The organism is Roseivivax sp. THAF30, from assembly GCF_009363575.1.
Taxonomy (GTDB): domain Bacteria; phylum Pseudomonadota; class Alphaproteobacteria; order Rhodobacterales; family Rhodobacteraceae; genus Roseivivax; species Roseivivax halotolerans.
Map to the genome: position 1 here is coordinate 3518631 of NZ_CP045389.1, position 22158 is coordinate 3540788.

The following is a 22158-nucleotide window of genomic DNA, read 5'->3' on the forward strand; positions in this document are numbered from 1 at the left end:
AGAAAAGAAAGGACAAGGGAAATGGCTTCCTACGATGTCATCGTGATCGGCTCCGGCCCCGGCGGCTACGTGGCCGCGATCCGCGCCTCGCAGCTCGGTCTCAAGACGGCCTGCGTCGAAGGGCGCGAGACGCTGGGCGGCACCTGCCTCAACGTGGGCTGCATCCCCTCCAAGGCGCTCCTGCACGCCACGCACCAGCTGCACGAGGCCGAGCACAACTTCGCCAAGATGGGCCTCAAGGGCAAATCCCCCTCGGTCGACTGGGACCAGATGCAGACCTACAAGGGCGAGACGATCGAGACCAACACCAAGGGCATCGAGTTCCTGTTCAAGAAGAACAAGATCGACTGGCTCAAGGGCTGGGGCTCTATCCCCGAGAAGGGCAAGGTCAAGGTCGGCGACGAGGTGCACGAGGCGAAGAATATCATCATCGCCACCGGCTCGGACGTCGCCACGCTGAAGGGTGTCGAGATCGACGAGAAGATCGTCGTCTCGTCTACCGGCGCATTGTCGCTGCCGAAGATTCCCAAGAAGATGGTGGTGATCGGCGCGGGCGTGATCGGTCTCGAGATGGGCTCGGTTTATGCGCGCCTCGGCACCGAGGTTACGGTGGTCGAATATCTCGACAAGATCACCCCGACGATGGACGGCGAGGTTTCCAAGAACTTCCAGAAGATCCTGCAGAAACAGGGGCTGACCTTCGTGCTGGGTGCGGCCGTCTCGGGCGTCGAGACGATGAAGACCAAGGCGAAGGTCTCCTACACGCTCAAGAAGGACGACAGCGAAGAGGTGCTGGACGCCGATGTCGTTCTCGTCTCCACGGGCCGCAAGCCGGTGACCGAGGGTCTCGGCCTAAAGGAACTCGGGGTCGAGATCACCGAGCGCGGATTCGTGAAGACCGACGGGCATTGGAAGACCAACGTCGACGGCATTTACGCAATCGGCGATGCGACCGAAGGCCCAATGCTCGCTCACAAGGCCGAGGATGAGGGCATGGCCGCCGCCGAGGCGATTGCCGGCAAGGCGGGCCACGTGAACTACGACGTGATCCCGAGCGTCATCTATACCCATCCAGAGGTCGCCGCTGTCGGCAAGACCGAAGAAGAGCTGAAGGATGCGGGGCACTCCTACAAGGTTGGCAAGTTTTCCTTCATGGGTAACGGCCGGGCGAAGGCCAATTTCGCCGCGGACGGCTTCGTGAAGATCCTCGCCGACAAGGACACCGACCGCATCCTTGGGGCACATATCATCGGCCCGATGGCGGGCGATCTCATCCACGAGATCTGCGTAGCGATGGAGTTTGGAGCGGCGGCGGAGGATTTGGCCCTGACCTGCCACGCCCACCCGACCTATTCCGAAGCGGTGCGCGAGGCTGCCCTGGCCTGCGGAGACGGCCCGATCCACATGTGATCGGCTCGTCAGCCCGGAACCGAAGCCCGCCCTTGCCGACAGGGGCGGGCTTTGTCACATCTGGCTTGTGCAGGTGCCCCGCATGGGGAGAATCGGGAAGCCGGGGCAGCTCCGGCGCGGGCCCGCCGCTGTGACGGGGACGGGACGGCAATGCCACTGGAGCGATCCGGGAAGGCGCCGCGACCCGGACGATCCGAAGCCAGAAGACCGGCCTGCACAAAACCCGCGCCCCGCGTAAGGACGGCGAGGCGGCGCAGCGTTTTGCAAGGGAGGCCAGCCGTGCCGCCATCGTCCACTTGCGCGCCGAAGCCAGCGCGCGTTTTCACCGACACCGAGCGTCAGGCTCTCCACGATGTCATCGCCCACCGGCGTGATGTCCGGAACGAATTCCTGCCGGACCCGATCGAGCCGTCCCTCCTGCGCCGCATCCTCGAGGCGGCGCATCGCGCCCCGTCGGTCGGACTGTCGCAGCCGTGGAATTTCATTCTCGTTCGCGACCCCGCGCGCAAGGTCGACGTCAAAGCGATCTTCGACCGCGCCAACGACGCAGCTTGCGCGATGTTTCCCGAGGCGCGGCAATCGGACTATGCGCGGCTCAAGCTCGAAGGAATTGAAAAAGCGCCGCTGAATATCGTCGTCACCTGCGACCGGCGCCGCGGAGGTCAGGTCGTGCTGGGCAAGACCCAGAACCCCGAGATGGATCTCTATTCGACCGTCTGCGCGGTGCAGAACCTCTGGCTTGCCGCCCGGGCAGAAGGTGTCGGCATGGGCTGGGTCAGTATCTACGACAAGGCAGAGCTCTCGGCCCTGTTCGCCCTGCCCGAGAATGTGGAGATCGTCGCCTATCTGTGTCTCGGCCACGTGTCGGACATGTTCGACGGGCCAGAACTTGAAGCGCGAGGATGGGCACGGGCCGAAAGCCTCGACGCCGCGATCATGGAGGAGTGCTGGCAGGGTTAGCGGCGCGCGGCTACCGTGCAAGTGTATTCGGTCCCGTCGGGGTCGGGCTCGCGATATGTGGCCTCGTCGCCCTTGATCCAGATGAACCGCCCGAAAGAGCCGTCATATCGCGCGCCGGAGGCGGTGCGGCTGAGCGTTCCGGCGTCGATCGTGTCGCGGCGCTCGAACCTCACGCTCGGAAGTTCGGTGTCGAAGAACAGCGTCACGACCTCGTTCGCAGGAGTGCCGCCACAGGTCCAGAACACGGTCTCCGCTGGTTCCTCGAGTCGCCAGGTCGCGACCAGTTCGCCCTCACGGCGCAGATACGCATCGCTGACGCAGGCGCGCAGGTCTTCGGCTTTCCAGCAGTCGTCACGACCCGAAATCCAGCCGCGCTGCGTTGCCCGCAGCTCCGCCTCCGCATACGCCGCTCCGGCATCGAGGCCCTGCACGACAGAAAGAGCCGCGCCGAAACGATCCGCGAGCCTGCGGTCGAGCCGCGCAAGATCGGCATCCGAGCAGATGAGTGTTTCCGCCTCGCTCCCCGCGTTGGCACACTCGAAGGACGGACCGTCCTGTGCCAGCGCAGGCGCGGAAATCCCGAGGATTGCGATGAGGGAATGAACGAGTCGCATGGCGGACCTCCTTTTGACCGATAACGGGATGATACCGCCCGGACAGGTCGTCACTAATCATCATTCGAGGCGGCGCATCACCACATACGATCCTTGGCGCGCTCGGCGTAGCCCGCATCATAGTCCGGTCCGCCATGCGATCCGGCCGAGCCTTCCTCGATAAGCTGGCCAGTCGTGGGCACGCCCTCCGCATCGTCGCGGTCCCAGAGCCCCGAGCGCATGATGGCTTTCGCACATTGCGCGTAAAGCTCCATGACCTCGATGACGATGACGCTTTTCGGGTAACGGCCGCGCTGCTCGAACCGGGCGCACGCATCGGTGTCGTCGGTCACGAACGCCGTGCCGTTGACGCGCACGACGCTCTTGTGACCGGGAATCATGAACATCAGCGCGACGCGCGGATCGCGCACGATATTCCGCAAGGAATCGAGGCGATTGTTGCCCTGCCAATCGGGCATCAGGATCGTGCGCTCATCCGCCACCATCACGACGGGGCCATCGTCACCGCGTGGGCTGCCGTCAACGCCCTCCGGACCGACCGTCGACAGGATGCAGAAGCGCGACGCCTCGATCCATTCGCGATGTCTCGGACCGATCCGGGTGGCGACCTTCGTCAGCGATGCGGGCACCGGTGCGTCGTAGAGCGCGTCAAGCGCCGCCTCGCTTTCAAATTTTTGCATGAAACCCGGCCTCTTCGAGAAGTGTGTCCGATGCCGCCTCGACCTCGGTTTCGAGGCGCTTGAGAAAGCCCTCCCGGCTGGTGCCTGCCGGGATGCGCGGCAGAAACTCGACGACGGCCTTGCCGGGTCTGCGGTAGATACCCTTGCGCTGCCAGGTCACGCCGGCATTCGTCGCGACCGGCACGCAATCTTGCCCGAGCTGGTCGAAAAGGACCGAGGTGCCGATCTTGTACGGCGCTTTCACACCCGGCGCGACCCGCGTGCCCTGCGAATAGATGATGAGCTGCCCTGGCTCCGCGCGCCCTTTGTCGACGTCCGAGACCATTTGCTTGATCGCTTGGCCCCGCTTGCCGCGATTGACCGGCACACAACCGATCCGCAAGGCGTATTGCCCGATGATCGGCGCGAACATCAATTCGCGCTTCATGATGAACTTGCCGGCGGGCACGGCGTAGAAAATCAGGATGATGTCGAGAAAGGATTGGTGCTTCGCCGCGATCAGCACTTCATCTTGCGGAACATCTCCGCGGATGTCGTAGGTGATCCCGATCATCCAGCGCGCGGTCCAGAGCGTGAAGCGGCACCATGTCTTGCAAGCTGCCCGCGCCCCTCGCGGCGAGAAGATCGCCCAGGGAAAGAAGACGATCCCGAGGACCAGCATCGCGACGTAGATCGTCACGATATGGATGAGAGAGCGAAGCCATTGGATCGCATGGGCCATCAGGCGAGATCCTCCAGAACACGATTGGCGGCGGCGCGCGTCGCCAGAAGCGCGACCAGCGCGGCGAGCGGCGGCACGAAGACCGGCCAGACCCAATCCCAGCCCTGGAAACCGAGCCCGGTGAGAACTCCGCCCGCATCGCCAGTATCGGGAATGAGCGTCACGAGCACTACGCCAAGCAGAGTGCCTGCCGCTGCCCCCGCCAGCGCGCGCAACGTGTAGCGGCGCACGAAGGCCGCCGCGATATAGGCATCGGTCGCCCCTACGAGCCGCAAGACAGCGATGACCTGCGCGTTGGCCGCGAGCGCGGCATTGGCCGCAAGCGTCACCATCGCCGCCGTCGCAGCCGCAATCAGGATGAGCGCGGTCCAGCCGAAGAGACGCATCCCCCCGGCCGCTGCCAGAAGCGGCCGCCGCCAGCGGGCATGATCGTCGAGAACGGCTCCCGGCACCTCGGCTTGAAGCCGTAATCGCAAGCCTGCCGCGTCGAAGCCATCGCCGGTCTCCGTGACCTCGATCAGGCGCGGCACGGGCAGTTGCGCGAGCCGCAGCTCCGCCCCGAACCATGGCTCGAGGAGAGCACGCTGTTCATCATCCGAGAGCGCGCGGAATTCCGCGATCCCCGGCGTCGTCTCGAGAACGGCGAGTGCGGCACTCGTCTGCCGCTCCATCTCCTCCTCGGGGGCGGAGATCCGGATGGTGACCGATCGCGCAAGCTCGTCGCCCCAACGGTCCGCCAGACGCCCCGCGGCAAGCGACAAGGCCAGCGCGAAGACCGCGAGAAACGCCATCGCCGCCGATGTAAAAAGTGTCAGCTGCACCGTGAAGCCGGCGGGCGGGACCACGCGGTCCGCCCCGGCCTCCCGGACGAAGACAGCGCGGATATCGGGCAGAAGCCGTCTCACAGGTCCGCCCCGGCAAGCTGCAGCTTGCGGCTTGCGATCCGCAACACGCGCGCCTGCACGTGGGCTTTGGCCGCACGGATGAGACTTAGATCGTGCGTCGCGATCATCACCGTCTTGCCCATGCGGTTCAATTCCAGAAGAAGCCGCAAGAGCCGCTGCGACATGTCCCAATCGACATTGCCCGTGGGCTCGTCGGCAAGGATCACGTCCGGCGACATGATGACCGCTCGCGCAAGCGCCGCACGCTGACGCTCGCCCCCGGACAATTCCGGCGGGCGTGCATGGGCGCGGTTCGTGAGCCCGACCCAGGTCAGAAGCTCGCTGAGATCGGCTTCCATCGCCGCGTTCTCCTCGCCGGCGACGCCAAGCGGCAGCGCGACATTCTCGGCGACGGTCAGGTGGTCGAGGAACTGGCAATCCTGATGCACGACACCGATCCTGCGCCGCGCCAGCGCCACCCCGTCCCGGCCGATCCGCGTGACATCCCGGTCGAAAAGCCGGACATGTCCGGCGGTCGGCAGAAGCGCACCGTAGCAGAGCTTGAGAAAAGTGGTCTTGCCCGCGCCGGAGGGACCCGTAAGAAAATGGAACGAGCCGGGCTGGAGGCTCAGCGACACATCCGACAGAAGCTCGCCCCCGCCATAGCTATACGCCACATTCTCGAACTCGATCACGCCTGCCCCCGGGACCAATGCCGCGTTGTTGTGCCCGAGCATCGTCGCGGTTTCAATGAGGAGCGTCTGCGAAAACGGCTTTTACACGCGGGTGAGCCAGCTTATTGTTTCCAAACAACGACTTTTGGCAGGATAACGGGACGGGACCGAGGATGCGACTGATCTGCCCCAATTGCGGCGCGCAATACGAGGTGCCGACGGAGGTCATCCCGGAGGCCGGTCGCGACGTGCAATGCTCCAATTGCGGGCATACCTGGTTCCAGTATCATCCCGACCACGCGGCCTACGAGCCGGACGAGTACGCAGTCGAGGAGGACACGGCGGAGGCCTCCGCACCGCCGTCGCCTCCAGAGCCGGAGCCGGAACCGCCAGAAGAGCCGCCCGCTCCCGAGGCGCCCCCTGCACCCGAGGCTGGCCCCGCACCCGGGACGACCGGGCCGCAGCGCCGCTCGCTCGATCCCAGCGTGGCCAGCGTTTTGCGCGAAGAAGCCGAGCGCGAGGCACAGGCGCGCAAGGCCGATAGCGGCGCACTCGAGACGCAGCCCGATCTGGGCCTCGACAGCCCGTCCGAAACCGATGAAGAACGCCGCGCTCGGCAGGCGCGCGAACGTATGGCGCGCATGCGCGGTCCGAGTGCCGAAGTCGATCCGCACCCGCCGGAAGAAAAGCCGCAAAGCGAGACCGGCTCGCGCAGCCAGATGCTGCCCGATGTGGACGAGATCAACCAGACGCTGCGCTCGGCGACCGACCGTCGCCCCGTCGAGACGCCGCAGGGCCGCGCCCCGGAGATCGAGGAAGAGCGGCGCGGCGGCTTCAGCCGCGGCTTCTTCCTGATGATCCTCTTGCTGGTCGTGATCGTGGCGCTCTACGGTCTCGCCGCCCCGCTGGCCGAGATGGTCCCGGCGCTCGCACCGCTTCTCGAAACCTATGTGGCAGAGATCAATGATCTTCGCGTCTGGCTTCAGGACAGTGTCGCGGGCCTGACCGCCCCCACGGCAGAATAGGCGCGGCGCAGATCCTTACGCTTTGGTAACGCGCCCGCGCTAGGGTCCCTCTCGTCAGCAGAAGGGGCCAGCAATGGAGCTTGCAATTCAGCAGTGCGGCGGGGCGAAAATCGTCCGACCGGAAGCCGCGCGCATCGATGCGGCGGTCGCCATCGAGTTCAAGGACCTCATGCGACCGGTCTGCGCTGAAGCAGACGGGCGCATCCTGCTCGATTTATCCGAGGTCCAGTTCATCGACTCAAGCGGTCTCGGGGCCGTGGTCGCGGTCATGAAAATGCTCGAGCCGCCCGCGACACTCGAACTCGTGACGCTCAACCCGACGGTCGACATGGTGTTCCGCCTCACCAGGATGGACAGTGTGTTCCGTATTCACGCCACGCTCGACGCAGCGCTCGCGCAAGATGCGGCCTAAGCCGGTGCCGGCGCTCGACTTGCCGGACATTCCGGCCGTACTCGAGCTCAAGATCGGGGTGTCTCCACTCGCCGTCCGACACGCCTGCGAAACAATAGCGCTGGCCTTGAGGGAGAACGGCGCCCGCGCCACCGACCTGAACCGCATCGTCCTTGTCTGTGCCGAGGCGCTGAACAACGTGGTGGAGCATGGCGGCCTCGAGGAGACCAGCCCGCCGATCCGGCTTCAGCTCACGCTCGGCGCGCCCTGGCATGTGCGGATCCTCGATGCGGGCCGCACCATGCCAGCCGTTCTTCTGGCCGCGTCGAATACGGCCTTTACCGCCCCGGCTTGTGCGACAGAAGATTTGCCAGAAGGGGGCTTCGGCTGGCGGATGATCAATTCGCTCTCCGACCGTCTCGATTACGTACGACATCGAGGCTCGAACCGCCTCGAGATCGTGATCGACGGCTGATCGCGGTGATCGCGTCATGCGGACCCGACAGGCGCTTCCAGAAGGTGCTGCTCCGGGCAGATATTGCCTCAAAAAGACCAAGTTTGCCGCCAAATGACGACACAGAGATGCGTCAAAACCGCGATTGTAGCTGCAAAAGGCTTCCCTCGACGTCGCGTCGAAATTGCCCCCACCCAAGGCGCGGCGTCGAGGTTCTTACCCCTACATTGACGCCGGTGCCGCCTTCCGTATGGTTCGCGAGGATCACAAGGGGGACCTCCGAACATGCGCGATTTTCACATGCCCGGCCGCTCGGCCGTCTACGCAACGAATGGCATGGCAGCGACGTCGCATCCTTTGGCTGCGGCGGCGGCTATCGACATCCTGAAATCGGGCGGCAACGCGGTGGATGCCGCGATCGCAGGCGCAGTTCTTCTCGGCCTCTGTGAGCCGCAGATGACGGGGATCGGCGGCGATTGCTTCGCGCTCATCTCTGAGCCTGGCAAGGACGTCGTCTCGATCAACGGCTCGGGCCGCGCGCCCGCCGGTGCCAGTGCCGCGCGCCTCCGCGAGGCCGGCCACGAGACAGTGCCCATCGGCAGCGCCGATGCCGTGACCATCCCCGGCGCGCTGGATGCTTTCGACCGGATGTCGGCTCGGTGGGGCAAGCTTGGCCTCGCCGACAGCCTCGCACCCGCGATCCGGTACATGGACGAAGGTGTGCCCGTGGCCCCGCGCGTCGCCTTCGACTGGGCCGCTCAGATCGACACGTTGCAAGGCGCGGCGCGGGAGCATTTCCTGACCGAAGGCCACGCGCCCGCCGTCGGCGCGCCTTTCTCCTTGCCCGGCCAGGCAGAGGTCTTGCGCCGCGTCGCCAAGGACGGCGCGCGGGCCTTCTACGAGGGTGAGGTTGCGGAGGACATGCTGGCGACGCTGCGCGGCCTTGGCGGTGTTCACACCGAAGAGGATTTCCGCGCGGTCGAGGCAACCTTCGGCGATCCGATCGAGGGCAGCTATGGCGGCGCGGAGCTTCTGGAGCATGCCCCGAACGGTCAGGGCGCGACGGCGATCCTGCTTCTCAACATTCTCAAGAAGTTCGACCTGGCGCGTATGGACCCCTGGGGAACGGAGCGCGCGCATATCGAGGCCGAGGCCACCAAGCTGGCCTATGACGCCCGTAACCGCTTCCTCGCCGATCCCGACCACATGACCCGCCTCGATCACATGCTGAGCCAGGAGACCGCCGACAAGCTGGCCGGGCTCATCGATCCGCGCCGCGCGCAGGCCGCCGTGACCGAGATCTCCGAAGCGGTGCACAAGGACACGATCTACATCACCGTGGTCGACAAGGACCGCATGGCGGTCTCGCTCATCTACTCGATCTTCCATGGCTTCGGCTCTGGCATCGCCTCGGAGAAGTTCGGCATCCTCTTCCAGAACCGCGGCGCGGGCTTCTCGCTGAAAGAAGGTCATCCGAACGAGATGGCCCCCGGCAAGCGCCCGATGCATACGATCATCCCGGCGATGCTGCGCGAGAACGGCGCGGTCAGCATGCCTTTCGGTGTCATGGGCGGGCAGTATCAATCCGCGGGTCATGCGCGCATGGTTACGAACTGGCGCGATTTCGGGCTCGATCCGCAAGACGCGCTCGACGCGCCACGCTCTTTCGCCGAAGGCGACACGCTCCAGGTCGAGCGCGGTTATGCGGCCCAGGTGCGCGAGGAACTGGCCGAGATGGGCCACAAGGTCGTGGTGCCAGACGGGCCTATCGGCGGCGCCCAGGCAATCCGCATTCACGAGAACGGCACGCTCGAAGGCGCGTCGGATCCCCGCAAGGATGGTGCGGCGCTCGGCTATTGAGCGCCGCCCACATCAATAGGCGAATTCCTCGAAGACCGGGCGGACGTCGCGGTTCCAGTCGGTCTCGTACCGGCGAATGAGCTCGTCCGCCGGCGCCTGCCCGCTATCGACGCTTTCGCGGAGCGCGTTGAGGAAATGCGTCTCGTCCGGCAGAAGCCCGCCCGCACCGGGCCGCGCCCGCGCCTTCAGCCCCGCCTCGGCGATGTCCAGAACCTCGCGCGCCACGTCGAGCATCTTCTGCCCGCCGACCTCGGCATGGAGCCCATCCACCGACGCCGCGACGCGCCACGCCTCGCGCGTATCCGCATCCCAGCTCTTCGCCATGTCCCAGGCGGCATCGAGCGCGCCCTGGTCGTAGGTCAGCCCGACCCAGAACGCCGGGAGCGCGCAAAGCCGTCGCCACGGACCGCCATCCGCGCCGCGCATCTCGATGAACTTCTTGATCCGCGCTTCGGGGAAGATGGTCGTGAGGTGATCGGCCCAGTCGCTCAGCGTCGGCTTCTCGCCCGGCAGCGCGGGCAGCTCGCCACGCAGGAAATCGCGGAAGGACTGGCCGAGCGCGTCGATATACTGCCCATCGCGATAGACGAAGTACATCGGCACATCGAGCGCGTATTCGGCCCAGGCCTCGAACCCGAAGCCCGGCTCGAACACGAAAGGCAGCATGCCGGTGCGGTCCGCATCGAGATCCCGCCAAATGCGGCTGCGCCAGCTCTTGTGGCCATTGAGTTTGCCTTCGAAGAACGGCGAGTTGGCGAACAGAGCCGTGGCGACCGGCTGCAAGGCCAGCGCCACACGTAGTTTCTGCACCATGTCCGCCTCGGAGGCGAAGTCGAGATTCACCTGAACGGTGCAGGTCCGGTACATCATGGATTTCCCCATTGTCCCGACTTCGTCCATGTACCGGGTCATCAGCCGATAGCGCCCTTTCGGCATCATCGGCATATCCTCGAAGTGCCAATGCGGCGCAGCGCCAAGCCCGATGAAGCCCACATCGATCGCGTCGGCCACATCGCGCACCTCCGCGAGGTGCTGGTTCACCTCGTCACAGGTCTGGTGAATCGTCTCGAGCGGCGCACCCGAAAGCTCGAGCTGCCCACCCGGCTCGAGCGAGATATTCGCGCCGTCCTTCTCGAGCCCGATCAGATGGCCGGATTCCTCGATTGCCGACCAGCCGTGGCGGTCGCGGAGACCTTCGAGCACGGATCGCACCGATTGACGGCCCTCATAGGGCAGAGGCTCCAATGATCCTTTGAGGAAGCCGAACTTCTCGTGCTCGGTGCCGATACGCCAATCCTCGCGCGGCTTGCAGCCGCTTTCGAGATATTCGGCAAGCTGGGCATGGGACTCGATCGGACCGCCGCCGCTCTGGGGAATGGACATCAGGACGCTCCGTTCAGTCTTCTTCGTGGATGACAGCCATGGTCAGGAACGCGCGGGGTGTCAATGCAGCCGCCGGTGGCTCTCGGGCCCGTGACGCCGCCAGAGGATGGCGAGGCCCTCATGGTCCCGCTCGAGAGCGCGCAACATCGCGGAGGTGTCGAAATTCGGCAGACCCGCGAAGGCATCGAAGAGCCGATCCGCGCCGGCCGCGGTCACCGGGATGAACAGCGCCGGGCCACCGTCATGGTCGATCCGCCAGTGCTTCGGCCGCGCCGAGCCGTCGAGCGCGACCCCGGTCACGTCGTCGAGCGCCGCGACACCGCCCGAAAGCGGGCCGAAATACGAAAGCTGCCGCTCCGTGACCTCGACGATGCCCGGCCCGTCTTCGCCGGAACGAAAGCGCCCGCGCTGCAGACCGATCCCGGCCAGCACGACACCCAGAACGACGAGAAGCGCCCCGAAGGTCAGCGTCAGCCACCCCAGCGCGCCCCAGGCGATTGCCAAACCTATAGCCACGAGGCCGACACCGATCAGGGCCTCGCGCCAGCGCATGATCTGCGCGCGCGCTTCGGGTCGGATCATGTCCAGTCTCCGAGTTGCATCTGCCAGAGCGTTAGAGCGGCGACCGCCGCGGTATCCGCGCGCAGGATCCGGGGTCCGAGCCCAGCCACGTAGGCGAAGGGCAGCCCGTGCAGATGGACGCGCTCCCGGTCCGAAAACCCGCCCTCGGGCCCGATCAGCACCGCCCAGGGCCCGTGTTCGCTCGCCGCCGCGAAGCGGCCCGCCCGGACCGATGAGCTGCCCTCTCCCGTCTCGGCCTCTGCCTCGTCGCAGAACATGAGCCGCCGCCCGTCCGGCCAATCTGCCAAGATATCGCGGAGCTTCGACAGCTCGGCCACCTCCGGCACGAAGAGCCCGCCGCATTGCTCCGCCGCCTCCTTCGCATGCGCCTGCAACCGATCCCGCCGCACCCGTTCGGAATTGGTGAACTCGGTCGCGACAGGCACGATTCGGCGCACTCCCATCTCGACCGCTTTCTCGACGATGAAATCGGTGCGGGCCTTCTTCACCGGCGCGAACAGCAACCACAGATCCGGCGGCAGGCTCTGCGCGCGGGTCTGTTCAACGGCCTCGAGTACGCCGCCGCGCTTGCTGGCCTCGGCAACGCGCGCGCGCCATTCACCGTCCTGCCCGTTGAACAGCGTCACCTCGTCACCCACGGAGAGCCGCATCACCCCGAAGAGATAATGCGCCGCGTCCCGCGACAGCGTCACCGGTTGTCCTGCCCCGAGGGCGTCGTCTACATACAGCCTGACCTGAGCCATGAGGGGGACCCTATGACCCGACCGGGCAAAGCGCCAGAGGGCCAGATCGCCGACGCGGTCAGCGGCAATTGGGTGGACAAGAGCGCCCCCGAGGCCTGGAAGCCGTATTTCCGCCTGTCGCGGCTCGACCGTCCGATCGGCACCTGGCTTCTCCTCCTGCCCTGCTGGTGGGGCCTGTTCCTGGGATCGGTGCATACCGGCACCTTCACCTGGCACGATCTGTGGATATTCGCGGGCTGCGGGATCGGCGCGATCCTGATGCGCGGCGCGGGCTGCACCTGGAACGACATCACCGACCGGGACATCGACGGCTCGGTCGCGCGCACGGCGCTCCGGCCGATCCCGGCAGGCGACGTGACCGCGCGGCAGGCCCTCGGCTGGGCCGTTGCCCAATGCCTCGCCGCCTTCCTGATCCTGCTGACCTTCAACACGGCAGCGATCGCGCTCGGCATTCTCGCGCTCCTGCCCGTCGCGATCTACCCCTTCGCCAAGCGCTTCACCTGGTGGCCGCAAATCTTTCTCGGCCTCGCATTCAACTGGGGCGCGCTTCTGGCCTGGACCGCCCATACCGGCAGCCTCGGATGGCCGGCGGTGCTGCTCTATCTTTCGGGCATGGGCTGGACGCTCTTCTATGACACGATCTACGCCCACCAGGACAAGGAAGATGACGCGCTCATCGGCGTGAAATCGACCGCCCGGCTCTTCGGCGACCGCACGCCGCGTTTCCTGGCCATGTTCCTCGTCGGTGCGACCCTGCTCATGGCCGGGGCGGTCTGGATCGCTCTGCCTTCGAATGCCCCGCTCACCGCCACTCTCGCCGCTCTCGGTCCCATCGCCTTCGCCATCCACCTCGCCCGCCAACTCGCACGGACCGAGCTCGACAACCACGACCGGCTGCTGGCACTCTTTCGCTCGAACCGCGATGCGGGGCTCTTGCCTGTGCTGTTTTTCGCCGGTGCCGCATTCGTGTGATTGCAGGTCCACCCCCTGCCGCCTACAAGGCGGCGGCTGAGACAAAGTCCGGAAGATCCATGCGACTCTCCACACTGACGACGCTCGGCGGCACCTTTCTCGGCGCCGCAGCCCTGTCCATCATCGCCGCGAGCCTGTCGGCCCGCGTGATCGAGGAAAGCTCCATCACCGGGGTGGCCCGCGTTCTCGAGACCGACGGGATCGACTGGGCCGAAGTGGACGCGAACGGGCTTCAGGTCTTCGTCTACGGCACCGCACCCTCCGAGGCCGACCGCTTCCGCGCCCTGTCGCTTGCGGGCCAGGTTGTCGACGCGGCGCGGGTGATCGACGAGCTCAACGTCAATGACAGCCGTGACATCGAGGCCCCGCAATTCTCGGTTGAGATCCTCAGGAATGAAGACCGCATCTCGCTGATCGGTCTCGTTCCGACCAGCTTCGACCGCGAACCGCTGGTCCAGACTCTCGAAGCGCTGGCCGACGATCCCGAAGACGTCTCGGACCTGATGGAAAGCGCGAATTTCCCCGCGCCCGAAAGCTGGGGGCCCGCCATGCGCTTCGCCGGCTTTGCGCTAGCCGACCTGCCCCGGGCCAAGATCTCCGTCAATGCCGAGCGGATCGCCATCGAAGCGATGGCCGAGACCGCCGAGGACCGCGACCGGATCGCCGCGAAGCTCGACAGTGCCGCGCCGGACGGGATCGAGCTTGTCCTGGACCTCGAGGCACCCCGCCCCGTCATCTCGCCCTTCGCCCTGCGCTTCACGATCAGCGAGGATAGCGCAGAGCTCGAGACTTGCGCCGCCGACACGGAGGCCGCGCGCGCCAGCATCGTCAATGCAGCGCGGCTCGCAGGCGCGTCTGCGGACACCGATTGCACCATCGCGCTCGGCGTTCCGTCCCCCGACTGGGGCACCGCCGGCGCAGAGGCCATCGCGGCCCTTGCCGAGATTGGTGGCGGGTCCGTCACCTTCTCCAACGCCGACATCGCGCTCGTCGCGGCCGAGGGCACGGATCCGGCACGGTTCGACCGGGTCGTCGGCGCGCTTGAGGGCGATCTGCCCGAGAGTTTCGTTCTCGACGCGGTCCTGCCCGAAACGCCCGACGAAGACGCCGCCCCGCTCGAATTCGTCGCGACCCGCAGCCCCGAGGGCCAAGTCGCGCTGCGTGGCCTGATCGATAACGAGGTGACCCGCACCGCCATCGACGGCTTCGCCCGCGCCGCGTTCAGCTCGAACTCGATCCAGGTGGGCGCGCGCGTGTCGGACAACCTGCCCGACGGCTGGCGCGCCCGTGTTCTCGCCGGTCTCGAAGCGCTGTCCCGCCTCGACAACGGCGCGGCCATCGTCACCCCCGACCGGATCTCCGTGCGCGGCGATACAGGCAACAAGGACGCCTCCGCCGAGATCGCCTCGCTCCTGTCCGAGAAACTCGGCACGGACCAGTTCGAGATCGACGTCGCTTATGTCGAAAAACTGGATCCAAGTCTCGGCATCCCGACGCCCGAGGAATGCGTCGCCCAAATCGATGACATCATCGGTGAGCGCAAGATTTCCTTCGAGCCAGGTGCCGCCACGTTTGATGCCACCGCAAGGGACATCCTCGACGATATCGCCGAGCTCCTGAAACTCTGCGGCGATATCCCGCTCGAGATCCAGGGCCACACCGACAGCCAGGGCCGCGAGGTGATGAACCAGCAGCTCAGCCAGGAGCGGGCCCAGGCCGTGCTGATAGCGCTGGCCGAGCGCCGCGTGCTGACCTCCGCGTACCGCGCCGTCGGATACGGCGAGGAAGACCCCATCGCCGACAACGATACCGAAGCGGGCCGCGAGGCCAATCGCCGGATCGAATTCACCCTGATCGAGCCTGATCCCGTCCCGGAAGAAGAAACAACGCTCGAAAGCGTTGAAGCCGCGCCCCAAGATGGGGCACAAGAAGAAAGCGGGGACGGGACGGACGAGGTAGGCGAGTGAACAGGATCGAATTCATCATCAGCACAGCGATCATATTATTCGTGGCGTTCTGCCTGGGCTGGTTCGCGAACTGGCTGGTGCACCGCTTCACGCGCGTCAGCCAAAGCGACATCTCCGAGCTCGAGAAGATGAGCCAGGAGCTGCACGAGGCCGAAGAAACGCGCGACCAGGCGATCACCTACCTGCAGCAGCGCGAGGCCGAGCTCACCAATCAGCTCGCACAGACCGAGGCTGAGCTTTCGGCGGCCATGGAGGGCTTGCGCGAGGCGCGCCACGAGGCCGAAGAGCTGCGCTCCTATCTCGAACGCAGCCAGGCCGCGGGCTGACCCTTTCTCTTGGGTTGGCCAAAATACCGCGGGGAGCGCGAGGGGCCGCGCCCCTCGCTCGCGGGATGATCGGAACGATCAGCCCGCCAGGGATGCGCGGGCCCAGGGCCCGCTCCGCCGGATCATCGTTTCCGCCGCCCGCCCGAAGATCTTTTGTGAAATGTCGGCGGACGCTTTGCGACCCAGGCGAGGAATCCTTGCATCCTGGGATGCGCGCGCAGCTTCTCGGGCGTGTCGTAGTCCCGCGCAAGCTCGGCCTCGGTGAAGGTGGCATGGATCTCGTTGTGGCAGATCTGATGCAACCTGACGACCGGCCCGCCTTTCCCGCCTTTGAGCTTCGGAACGAGGTGATGCAGGCTGCTCTTCGCGTCGGGCGGAATGGGCCGCAGACACAGCGGACAGATCGGATCGTCGGTCATGGCAGGCAAGATGGCAGTGGCTGATACGGCTTCAAGAGCGGATGCGCTGGTGATCGGCGGCGGCCCTGCAGGCCTGATGGCGGCCGAAGCATTGCTCGATGCCGGTCTTCGCGTGCTCCTGGCGGACCAGAAACCAAGCCTTGCGCGCAAGTTCCTGATGGCCGGGAAATCCGGGCTGAACATCACCCATGACAGCGCCCCCGCAGCCTTCCGCTCCGCCTTTGGAGCCGCGACCTGGCTGCACCCGGCTTTGGACGCATTCGGCCCACGCGAGGCCATCGCCTTTTGCGAGGCGCTGGGACAAGAGACGTTCACCGGCTCGACGGGCCGCGTCTTTCCCAAGGCGATGAAAGCGTCGCCGCTTCTGCGCGCATGGCTCGCACGGCTTGCGGGCAAGGGCCTTCAGACCCGTACGCGCTGGCGCTGGCAAGGCGATCTCGGCCCGTTCACTTTCGAAACGCCGGAGGGCGCCACGGAAATCGCTCCGCGGGTAACGGTTCTGGCGCTCGGCGGAGCAAGCTGGCGGCGTCTTGGCTCGGATGGCGAATGGGCTGTGCCGGTCGCAAACGCGGGCATCCCGCTCACGCCCTTTGCCCCCAGCAATTCAGGGCTGTGGGTGCGCTGGTCGGATCACATGCGCCGCCATTTTGGCGCGCCTCTCAAGAACGTGGCGTTTCGCGCAGGTGATCTGACGTCGCAAGGCGAAGCGGTGATCTCCGAACGGGGCCTGGAAGGGGGCGGGCTCTACCCGTTGACCCCTGCCTTGCGCGAAGGTGCCCCGCTCAAGATCGACCTTGCGCCGGGTCTGAGTACGGATGATGTGGCGCGGCGGCTCGCGAGACGGCGCGGGAAGGAGAGCCTGTCCAACCGGCTACGAAAGGCTCTCAATCTCGCGCCCCAGGCGCAGGCGCTTTTGATGGAATGGGGTCGTCCCCTCCCTGGTGATGCCGCAGAGCTTGCCGCATGCGTCAAATACCTGACTGCTCAGCATGACGGGCTGCGGCCAATGGACGAGGCGATTTCGACAGCCGGGGGCATCCAAGCCGGCGCGCTCGATACCGGCTTCATGCTCGACAGCCACCCCGGCATCTTCGCCGCGGGCGAGATGCTCGACTGGGAGGCCCCGACGGGCGGCTTTCTTCTGACCGCCTCGATGGCGACCGGCCTCTGGGCCGGCCGGGCCGCCGCGCGCTACGGCAGCGCCGACGCCCGTTTGTAAGCCTCGCGAGCACGCAGGGTCCGCGTGTAGTCCTTGAAGGCCTCGGGTGGATCGGGAAACTTCGCCGCGCGTGCCCAGCCGCCGCAATGGCACAAGAGGATGTCCGGCACGGTCATGGTTTCACCCAGAAGGTAAGGCCCCGCGATTTCGTCTGTGATCCGCGACAGGTTCTCGGCGAACTCGGATTTCAGACTGTCCTTGATCGCGGGCACGCGCGCAGGCTCGGGCAGGATGAAAGAGTGCCGAGCCGCTGTCCACAGAAGCGCGTCGAGCTCGTCGAGAATGCGGAACGTCCAGGCGTCCTGCTTGGCGCGCTCAACCGTTCCGGCGGCAAAGGTAAAGGCCCCGTGCCGGTCTGCGAGAAATTGCAGGATCGCTGCGGAATCGGGAATGGCCCGATCGTCCGCAAGAAGGACCGGGACCTTGCCCAGTGGGCTTGCGCGCCGCACCTCGTCGCTGCGCGGGCCGACGGGCTGGTGCTCGTAGTCGACCTCAAGCTCTTCCAAGAGCCATAGCGGGCGGAACGCGCGCGTTTTGGCCGTGCCAAGAAGGGTGTATTTCATCTGATGCTCTCCTCTGCGGTGCAGAGTGACAGCCACCTTCTGCCCCGGCAAGGCTCAGCGGCGGGCGAGCATCGCAAGGCGGATGAGCGCGCGCTCGACCAGCGCCATCTGCGGCGCGGTCTGGCCCGCAGAGCGCAGGCTGAGATCCGTATCGGTCAGGATGGTCAGCGCTTGTTCGAGCTTGCGCCCGCCCCAGCCGTGCGCCTGCCTCAGCATCCGGTCGCGGCGCGGCCCGAAGACGGGCGGGCGCACGCGCCCGATCCCCGCCTGCGGCCCGCCCGGATCGGAGGCCGCCGCGTGCAGCGTGCGGAAATGACGGGTCGCCATGATAACAAGCGTCACCGCGTTGCTGCCCTGAGCCTCGAGCCGCTGCATGACCGGGCCAATCTCTTCGGTCCGCCCTTCTGCAACGACATGCAGGATCTCGTCCACATCCGCTTCGGTCGAGGTCGGCGCCATCAGCGCCACCTCGGAGGCGGATAGCGGGGCCTCGTCGCCGATCTTGTAGAGCGCAATCTTCTCGACCGTCTGGCGGAAATCGCCGGGATCGAGGCTGCGCGCGAGCGCGAAAAGCGCATCGCCCGCGGACCGGTCGATCCGCGACAGGCCAGCGCGTTCCAGGTCGGCCTCGATCTCCGCACGGCTTGGCGGGTCGTTGTAGATGCCAACGGCATAGGCGCGAGGATGCGCCTCGAAGGCTTTGCGGAGCTTGGAGGTGGCCTTGAGCTGGCCTGCCGTGACGATGATCTGCGCATCGCCCGGTTGCCAATCCGCAAGCGCCGTGGTGACCGGCGCCGCGACGTTGTCGTTGCCTTCCTCGACAAAGGCGACGCGCGGGCCGGGGAAGAACCCTTGCGCCTTGATCGCATCGATGAGGCGCGCAGGCTCTTTCCTCAGCTCGGCGGCGGACATGCGTTCGAGCCGCATCTCCTCCTCACCGCTTGGGCCGATGAGCGCCGCGATCACCTCTTGCCGGCGAAGCGCCACGCGCATCGCGTCCTCGCCATAGATCAGAAGGCCAGCAGCCTCCGGGTCGGGCTTTCGGAAATAGGCGGGCGCATCGCGGGGCGAGAGTTTCATCGCGCCGGGGTCAGACGGTCCGCGACGAACAGAAGATCCTCGACGATCCGGTCGCCGAGAATCGTCGCCAACCGCTCCTCCGCATCGGCTTGGGACGCAGGCGTCGAAACGATGGAGCCGGTGGCCGAATAGCCGACGAACTCCTCGGCCTCACCCTCCGCGATCTCGATGCCGCGCGAATCCTCGAGCGAATAGGTGGCGCTGCCGACGATGCGGAAGCGCGTGGTGAAGCCGGCCGAGGTCGTGCCGAAATCCTGCTCTTCGGTTGAGACGTTCACGGTCAGAACGTAAGGCCCTTCGGCCCGGCCGATCCGCTCCTCGATCCGTCGGCGCAAGAGATAGCCGGAGCGATTGTCCGGCGCATCGACCCGGATCTGACCGTCCAGCACCTGCGCGCCACCCGACGGCCCATAGGCCGGGGTGAAGCCGCAGCCGGTCAGCGACGCCGCGATCAGGCTCGCCGCAACGCCATGCCGGATCCGCTCAAACGACCACATTCACGATCCGTCCCGGCACCACGATCACCTTCTTGGGTTCGGCACCGTCAAGCGCCTTGACCACAGCATGATGAGCGAGCGCGGTCTTTTCAACCTCGGCCTTGTCCATGTCCTTCGGCACGGCGATCTCCGCGCGGCGCTTGCCGTTGATCTGGATCGGAAGCGTCACGGTGTCCTCGACCATCATCGCCGGGTCGGCCTCGGGCCAGGGCGCATCGACGATGAGCCCCTCGCCGCCGAGCATCGACCAGAGTTCTTCGGAAAGGTGCGGTGTCATCGGCGACATGAGCTGCGCCAGCACGCGCGCGGCCTCCCGCTTCGCCTCGCCTCCGGCCTCGGCCTTCGACAGCGCGTTGGTGAAGGCGTAAAGGCGCGCGATGGCGGCATTGAAGCCAAAGCTTTCAACACCCTTCGTCACCTCGTCGATGGTCTTGTGCATCTCGCGCAAGAGCACCTCGTCCCCCTCTTGCGAGGAAGCCTCGGAGGTGGCCGCTTCGGAGGCGATGCGGTAGACCCGTGCGAGGTGCCTGGACGCAGCTTCCGCCCCCGCGGCGGTCCACTCGACATCCCGCTCGGGCGGACTGTCGGAGAGGACGAACCAGCGCGCGGTATCCGCGCCGTACTGATCGATGATCGAGACCGGATCGACGACGTTCTTCTTTGATTTCGACATCTTCGCAGATGGTACGATCTCGACCTCGGTGCCGTCTTTCAGGAACGCGGAATCGCCGCGCAGCTCGACATCCTCGGGGAAGTGGTAGACCGGGCGGCCCGCCTTGTCCTTGGTCTGGAAGATCGCGTGCGTCACCATGCCTTGCGTGAAGAGCGCGTCGAACGGCTCGTTCGCGGTCTCGGGCAGATGCCCGGTCAGGTGCATCGCGCGGGCAAAGAAGCGCGAATAGAGAAGATGGAGGATCGCGTGCTCGATCCCGCCGATATACTGGTCGACATTCATCCAGTAATCGGCTTCCGCCCGATCCGTCGGCGTCTCCGCGCGCGGCGCGGTAAAGCGGGCGAAATACCAGGACGAATCGACGAATGTGTCCATCGTGTCGGTCTCGCGCCGGGCCGCCGCACCGCAGTTCGGACAAGGGACATCGCGCCAGGTCGGATGCCGGTCGAGCGGATTGCCCGGCACGTCGAAGCTGACATCGTCCGGCAGCTCGATCGGCAGATTCTCCTTTTTCTCGGGCACCACGCCGCAGGTCTCGCAATGGACGACCGGGATCGGACAGCCCCAATAGCGCTGGCGCGAGAGACCCCAATCGCGCAGGCGGAACTTGGTCACGCCCTGCCCGACGCCCTGCTCTTCGCAAAACGCGATGGCGGCCTCGAGCGCCTCGTCACCGGTCTGCGCCTCCTGTCCCGCGAAGCCCTTGATATAGCGCACGGTCTCGGCCTTGGGCGGCACGTAGGCGGGCCCGCCCTCTTCCGGCAGGATGAAGGTGCCTTCCTCGCCCATCGCCGGGGCGAAGACGGTGGTGACCGGCAACTCATATTTGCGCGCGAAATCGAGGTCGCGCTGATCGTGGGCCGGGCAGCCGAAAATGGCGCCCGTCCCGTAATCCATCAGGATGAAATTCGCGATATAGACCGGCAGCTCCCAGCTCGTATCGAACGGGTGGCGCACGGTGATGCCCGTGTCAAAGCCACGCTTTTCGGCTTTCTCCAGCTCCTCTTCGGAGGTGCCCATGCGGCGGCACTCGGCGTTGAACGCGGCGATCTCGTCATTGTCGCGCTCAAGCTGACGGGCCAGAGGATGGTCGGGCGAAATGCCGACGAAGGACGCGCCAAGCAGCGTGTCGGGCCGGGTCGTATAGACCTCGATCCGGTCGAAGCCCTCGGGCGCGTCCACCGTCGAGAACGCGAATTGCAGCCCCCGCGACCGGCCGATCCAGTTGGCCTGCATGGTCTTCACCTTGGCGGGCCAGTCGTCGAGCGTATCGAGCGCATCGAGCAGCTCTTCGGAATAATCCGAGATGCGGAAGAACCATTGCGTCAGCTCGCGCCGCTCCACCAAGGCGCCCGACCGCCAGCCGCGCCCGTCCTCCACCTGCTCGTTGGCGAGCACGGTCATGTCGACGGGGTCCCAGTTCACCACCGCGTTCTTGCGGTAGACGAGACCCTTCTCGAGGAAATCGAGGAAGAGCGCCTGCTGCTGGCCGTAATATTCGGGATCGCAGGTCGCGAACATCCGGCTCCAGTCGAGCGAGAAGCCGAGCGGCTTCATCTGCTTCACCATTGTGTCGATGTTGTCGTAGGTCCAGGTCTTCGGATGCCCACCCGACGCCATCGCGGCGTTCTCGGCCGGCATGCCGAACGCGTCAAACCCCATCGGGTGCAGCACGTTATGCCCGGTCGCCCGCTTGTAGCGCGCCACCACGTCACCCATCGTGTAGTTTCGGACATGGCCGATATGAATACGCCCGGACGGATAGGGGAACATCTCGAGCACGTAGTATTTCGGCTTGTCGCCGGTGCGGCGGGCTTCGAAGCTGCCGGCCTCGTGCCAGGCATCCTGCCATTTCGGCTCGATCTCGGCGGGGGTGTAGCGCGCCATGCGGGCGTCCTTTCGGGGATCGGATCGTGTTTTCGCCTCGGGGTGATAGGGCGCACGGCGCGCGGCGTCCAGCCCAAGGGCGGGGCGTCCGGGGCACAATGGGCCGGAAACCGGTCGCATCCGGAGTGACGCTGCCACCCGGCTCGTGTCACATCCCACGCGAGACGACATCGG

The 22158-nt window shown here is 66.0% G+C and carries 23 protein-coding genes and 1 riboswitch; of the genes, 10 read left to right on the top strand and 13 right to left on the bottom strand.

The window, feature by feature from the left end:
- The first annotated feature begins 21 nt into the window (after positions 1-21).
- Entirely contained in the window at positions 22-1410 is a 1389-nt protein-coding gene (gene lpdA / locus FIU91_RS17025; protein ID WP_152463376.1) for a dihydrolipoyl dehydrogenase, read from the top strand.
- A gap of 54 nt (positions 1411-1464) precedes the next feature.
- Positions 1465-1641, top strand: a riboswitch (cobalamin riboswitch).
- A 48-nt stretch (positions 1642-1689) separates the two neighbouring features.
- Positions 1690-2370 carry a 5,6-dimethylbenzimidazole synthase gene (gene bluB / locus FIU91_RS17030; protein ID WP_152463377.1) on the top strand — a complete coding sequence of 227 codons (681 nt, stop codon included), beginning with the start codon at positions 1690-1692 and terminating at the stop codon, positions 2368-2370.
- On the opposite strand, the gene FIU91_RS17035 is transcribed toward bluB, so the two are convergent.
- The 5 genes from FIU91_RS17035 to FIU91_RS17055 all read right to left on the bottom strand — a co-directional run bounded on the left by FIU91_RS17035 (position 2367) and on the right by FIU91_RS17055 (position 5964).
- Positions 2367-2984: a lysozyme inhibitor LprI family protein gene (locus FIU91_RS17035; protein WP_152463378.1), complete on the bottom strand. Its 618-nt coding sequence runs from the start codon at positions 2982-2984 to the stop codon at positions 2367-2369. The two genes, bluB and FIU91_RS17035, sit on opposite strands and share 4 nt — an antisense overlap.
- A gap of 77 nt (positions 2985-3061) precedes the next feature.
- Complete coding sequence (locus tag FIU91_RS17040; RefSeq protein WP_152463379.1) at positions 3062-3664, bottom strand: pyridoxamine 5'-phosphate oxidase family protein; 603 nt, start codon at positions 3662-3664, stop codon at positions 3062-3064.
- Positions 3651-4385, bottom strand: a complete 735-nt coding sequence (locus FIU91_RS17045) for a 1-acyl-sn-glycerol-3-phosphate acyltransferase (RefSeq protein WP_152463380.1) — start codon at positions 4383-4385, stop codon at positions 3651-3653. The genes FIU91_RS17040 and FIU91_RS17045 overlap by 14 nt, the downstream gene beginning before the upstream one ends.
- The gene (locus tag FIU91_RS17050) at positions 4385-5290 is read right to left on the bottom strand and encodes an ABC transporter permease (RefSeq protein ID WP_254701994.1); all 906 of its coding nucleotides are present in this window, start codon (positions 5288-5290) and stop codon (positions 4385-4387) included. Before FIU91_RS17050 ends, FIU91_RS17045 begins: the two co-directional genes overlap by 1 nt.
- A complete protein-coding gene (locus FIU91_RS17055) occupies positions 5287-5964 on the bottom strand; it encodes a cell division ATP-binding protein FtsE (RefSeq protein ID WP_093009265.1) in 678 nt (225 codons plus the stop codon). The genes FIU91_RS17050 and FIU91_RS17055 overlap by 4 nt, the downstream gene beginning before the upstream one ends.
- Positions 5965-6116: 152 nt before the next feature.
- On the opposite strand from FIU91_RS17055, the gene FIU91_RS17060 reads away from it, so the two are divergent.
- From FIU91_RS17060 to FIU91_RS17075, 4 genes are all read left to right on the top strand, one after another.
- Entirely contained in the window at positions 6117-6968 is an 852-nt protein-coding gene (locus FIU91_RS17060; RefSeq protein WP_152463381.1) for a zinc-ribbon domain-containing protein, read from the top strand.
- Positions 6969-7041: 73 nt separating this feature from the next.
- On the top strand, positions 7042-7380 hold the full coding sequence (locus FIU91_RS17065; RefSeq protein WP_152463382.1) for an STAS domain-containing protein: 339 nt from the start codon (positions 7042-7044) through the stop codon (positions 7378-7380).
- Positions 7325-7834, top strand: coding sequence for an ATP-binding protein (locus FIU91_RS17070; protein WP_152463383.1), 510 nt, complete (start codon positions 7325-7327; stop codon positions 7832-7834). Before FIU91_RS17065 ends, FIU91_RS17070 begins: the two co-directional genes overlap by 56 nt.
- Before the next feature lie 264 nt (positions 7835-8098).
- A complete protein-coding gene (locus FIU91_RS17075) occupies positions 8099-9673 on the top strand; it encodes a gamma-glutamyltransferase family protein (protein ID WP_152463384.1) in 1575 nt (524 codons plus the stop codon).
- 12 nt (positions 9674-9685) lie between these two features.
- On the opposite strand, the gene FIU91_RS17080 is transcribed toward FIU91_RS17075, so the two are convergent.
- Genes FIU91_RS17080 through FIU91_RS17090 form a run of 3 tightly spaced genes read right to left on the bottom strand, consistent with a single transcriptional unit; the run spans position 9686 to position 12381 of the window.
- Positions 9686-11056 carry a glutamate--cysteine ligase gene (locus FIU91_RS17080; RefSeq protein ID WP_152463385.1) on the bottom strand — a complete coding sequence of 457 codons (1371 nt, stop codon included), beginning with the start codon at positions 11054-11056 and terminating at the stop codon, positions 9686-9688.
- A 60-nt stretch (positions 11057-11116) separates the two neighbouring features.
- Positions 11117-11638 carry a hypothetical protein gene (locus FIU91_RS17085; RefSeq protein ID WP_152463386.1) on the bottom strand — a complete coding sequence of 174 codons (522 nt, stop codon included), beginning with the start codon at positions 11636-11638 and terminating at the stop codon, positions 11117-11119.
- Positions 11635-12381 (bottom strand): 16S rRNA (uracil(1498)-N(3))-methyltransferase, encoded by a 747-nt coding sequence (locus FIU91_RS17090; protein ID WP_152463387.1) that lies wholly within the window; start codon positions 12379-12381, stop codon positions 11635-11637. Before FIU91_RS17090 ends, FIU91_RS17085 begins: the two co-directional genes overlap by 4 nt.
- Positions 12382-12393: 12 nt before the next feature.
- Between FIU91_RS17090 and ubiA the strand changes: the two genes are divergently transcribed.
- From ubiA to FIU91_RS17105, 3 genes are read left to right on the top strand one after another with little or no spacing between them, the layout of a single operon-like run.
- A complete protein-coding gene (ubiA, locus tag FIU91_RS17095; protein WP_152463388.1) occupies positions 12394-13353 on the top strand; it encodes a 4-hydroxybenzoate octaprenyltransferase in 960 nt (319 codons plus the stop codon).
- Positions 13354-13412: 59 nt separating this feature from the next.
- A complete protein-coding gene (locus tag FIU91_RS17100; RefSeq protein ID WP_152463389.1) occupies positions 13413-15320 on the top strand; it encodes an OmpA family protein in 1908 nt (635 codons plus the stop codon).
- A complete protein-coding gene (locus FIU91_RS17105; protein ID WP_093008930.1) occupies positions 15317-15646 on the top strand; it encodes a hypothetical protein in 330 nt (109 codons plus the stop codon). The genes FIU91_RS17100 and FIU91_RS17105 overlap by 4 nt, the downstream gene beginning before the upstream one ends.
- Positions 15647-15768: 122 nt before the next feature.
- On the opposite strand, the gene FIU91_RS17110 is transcribed toward FIU91_RS17105, so the two are convergent.
- The gene (locus FIU91_RS17110; protein ID WP_152463390.1) at positions 15769-16065 is read right to left on the bottom strand and encodes an HNH endonuclease; all 297 of its coding nucleotides are present in this window, start codon (positions 16063-16065) and stop codon (positions 15769-15771) included.
- Here FIU91_RS17110 and FIU91_RS17115 point away from each other — a divergent pair.
- Complete coding sequence (locus tag FIU91_RS17115) at positions 16064-17284, top strand: TIGR03862 family flavoprotein (protein ID WP_254701995.1); 1221 nt, start codon at positions 16064-16066, stop codon at positions 17282-17284. The genes FIU91_RS17110 and FIU91_RS17115 overlap by 2 nt on opposite strands.
- Here the strand turns inward: FIU91_RS17115 and FIU91_RS17120 are convergent.
- From FIU91_RS17120 to leuS, 4 genes are read right to left on the bottom strand one after another with little or no spacing between them, the layout of a single operon-like run.
- The gene (locus FIU91_RS17120) at positions 17257-17847 is read right to left on the bottom strand and encodes a glutathione S-transferase family protein (protein ID WP_152463391.1); all 591 of its coding nucleotides are present in this window, start codon (positions 17845-17847) and stop codon (positions 17257-17259) included. The genes FIU91_RS17115 and FIU91_RS17120 overlap by 28 nt on opposite strands.
- A 54-nt stretch (positions 17848-17901) precedes the next feature.
- Positions 17902-18927 (bottom strand): DNA polymerase III subunit delta, encoded by a 1026-nt coding sequence (gene holA, locus FIU91_RS17125; RefSeq protein WP_152463392.1) that lies wholly within the window; start codon positions 18925-18927, stop codon positions 17902-17904.
- Positions 18924-19424: an LPS assembly lipoprotein LptE gene (gene lptE, locus FIU91_RS17130; protein ID WP_152463393.1), complete on the bottom strand. Its 501-nt coding sequence runs from the start codon at positions 19422-19424 to the stop codon at positions 18924-18926. The genes holA and lptE overlap by 4 nt, the downstream gene beginning before the upstream one ends.
- Positions 19411-21984, bottom strand: coding sequence for a leucine--tRNA ligase (leuS, locus tag FIU91_RS17135; RefSeq protein WP_152463394.1), 2574 nt, complete (start codon positions 21982-21984; stop codon positions 19411-19413). Before leuS ends, lptE begins: the two co-directional genes overlap by 14 nt.
- Positions 21985-22158 lie beyond the last annotated feature (174 nt).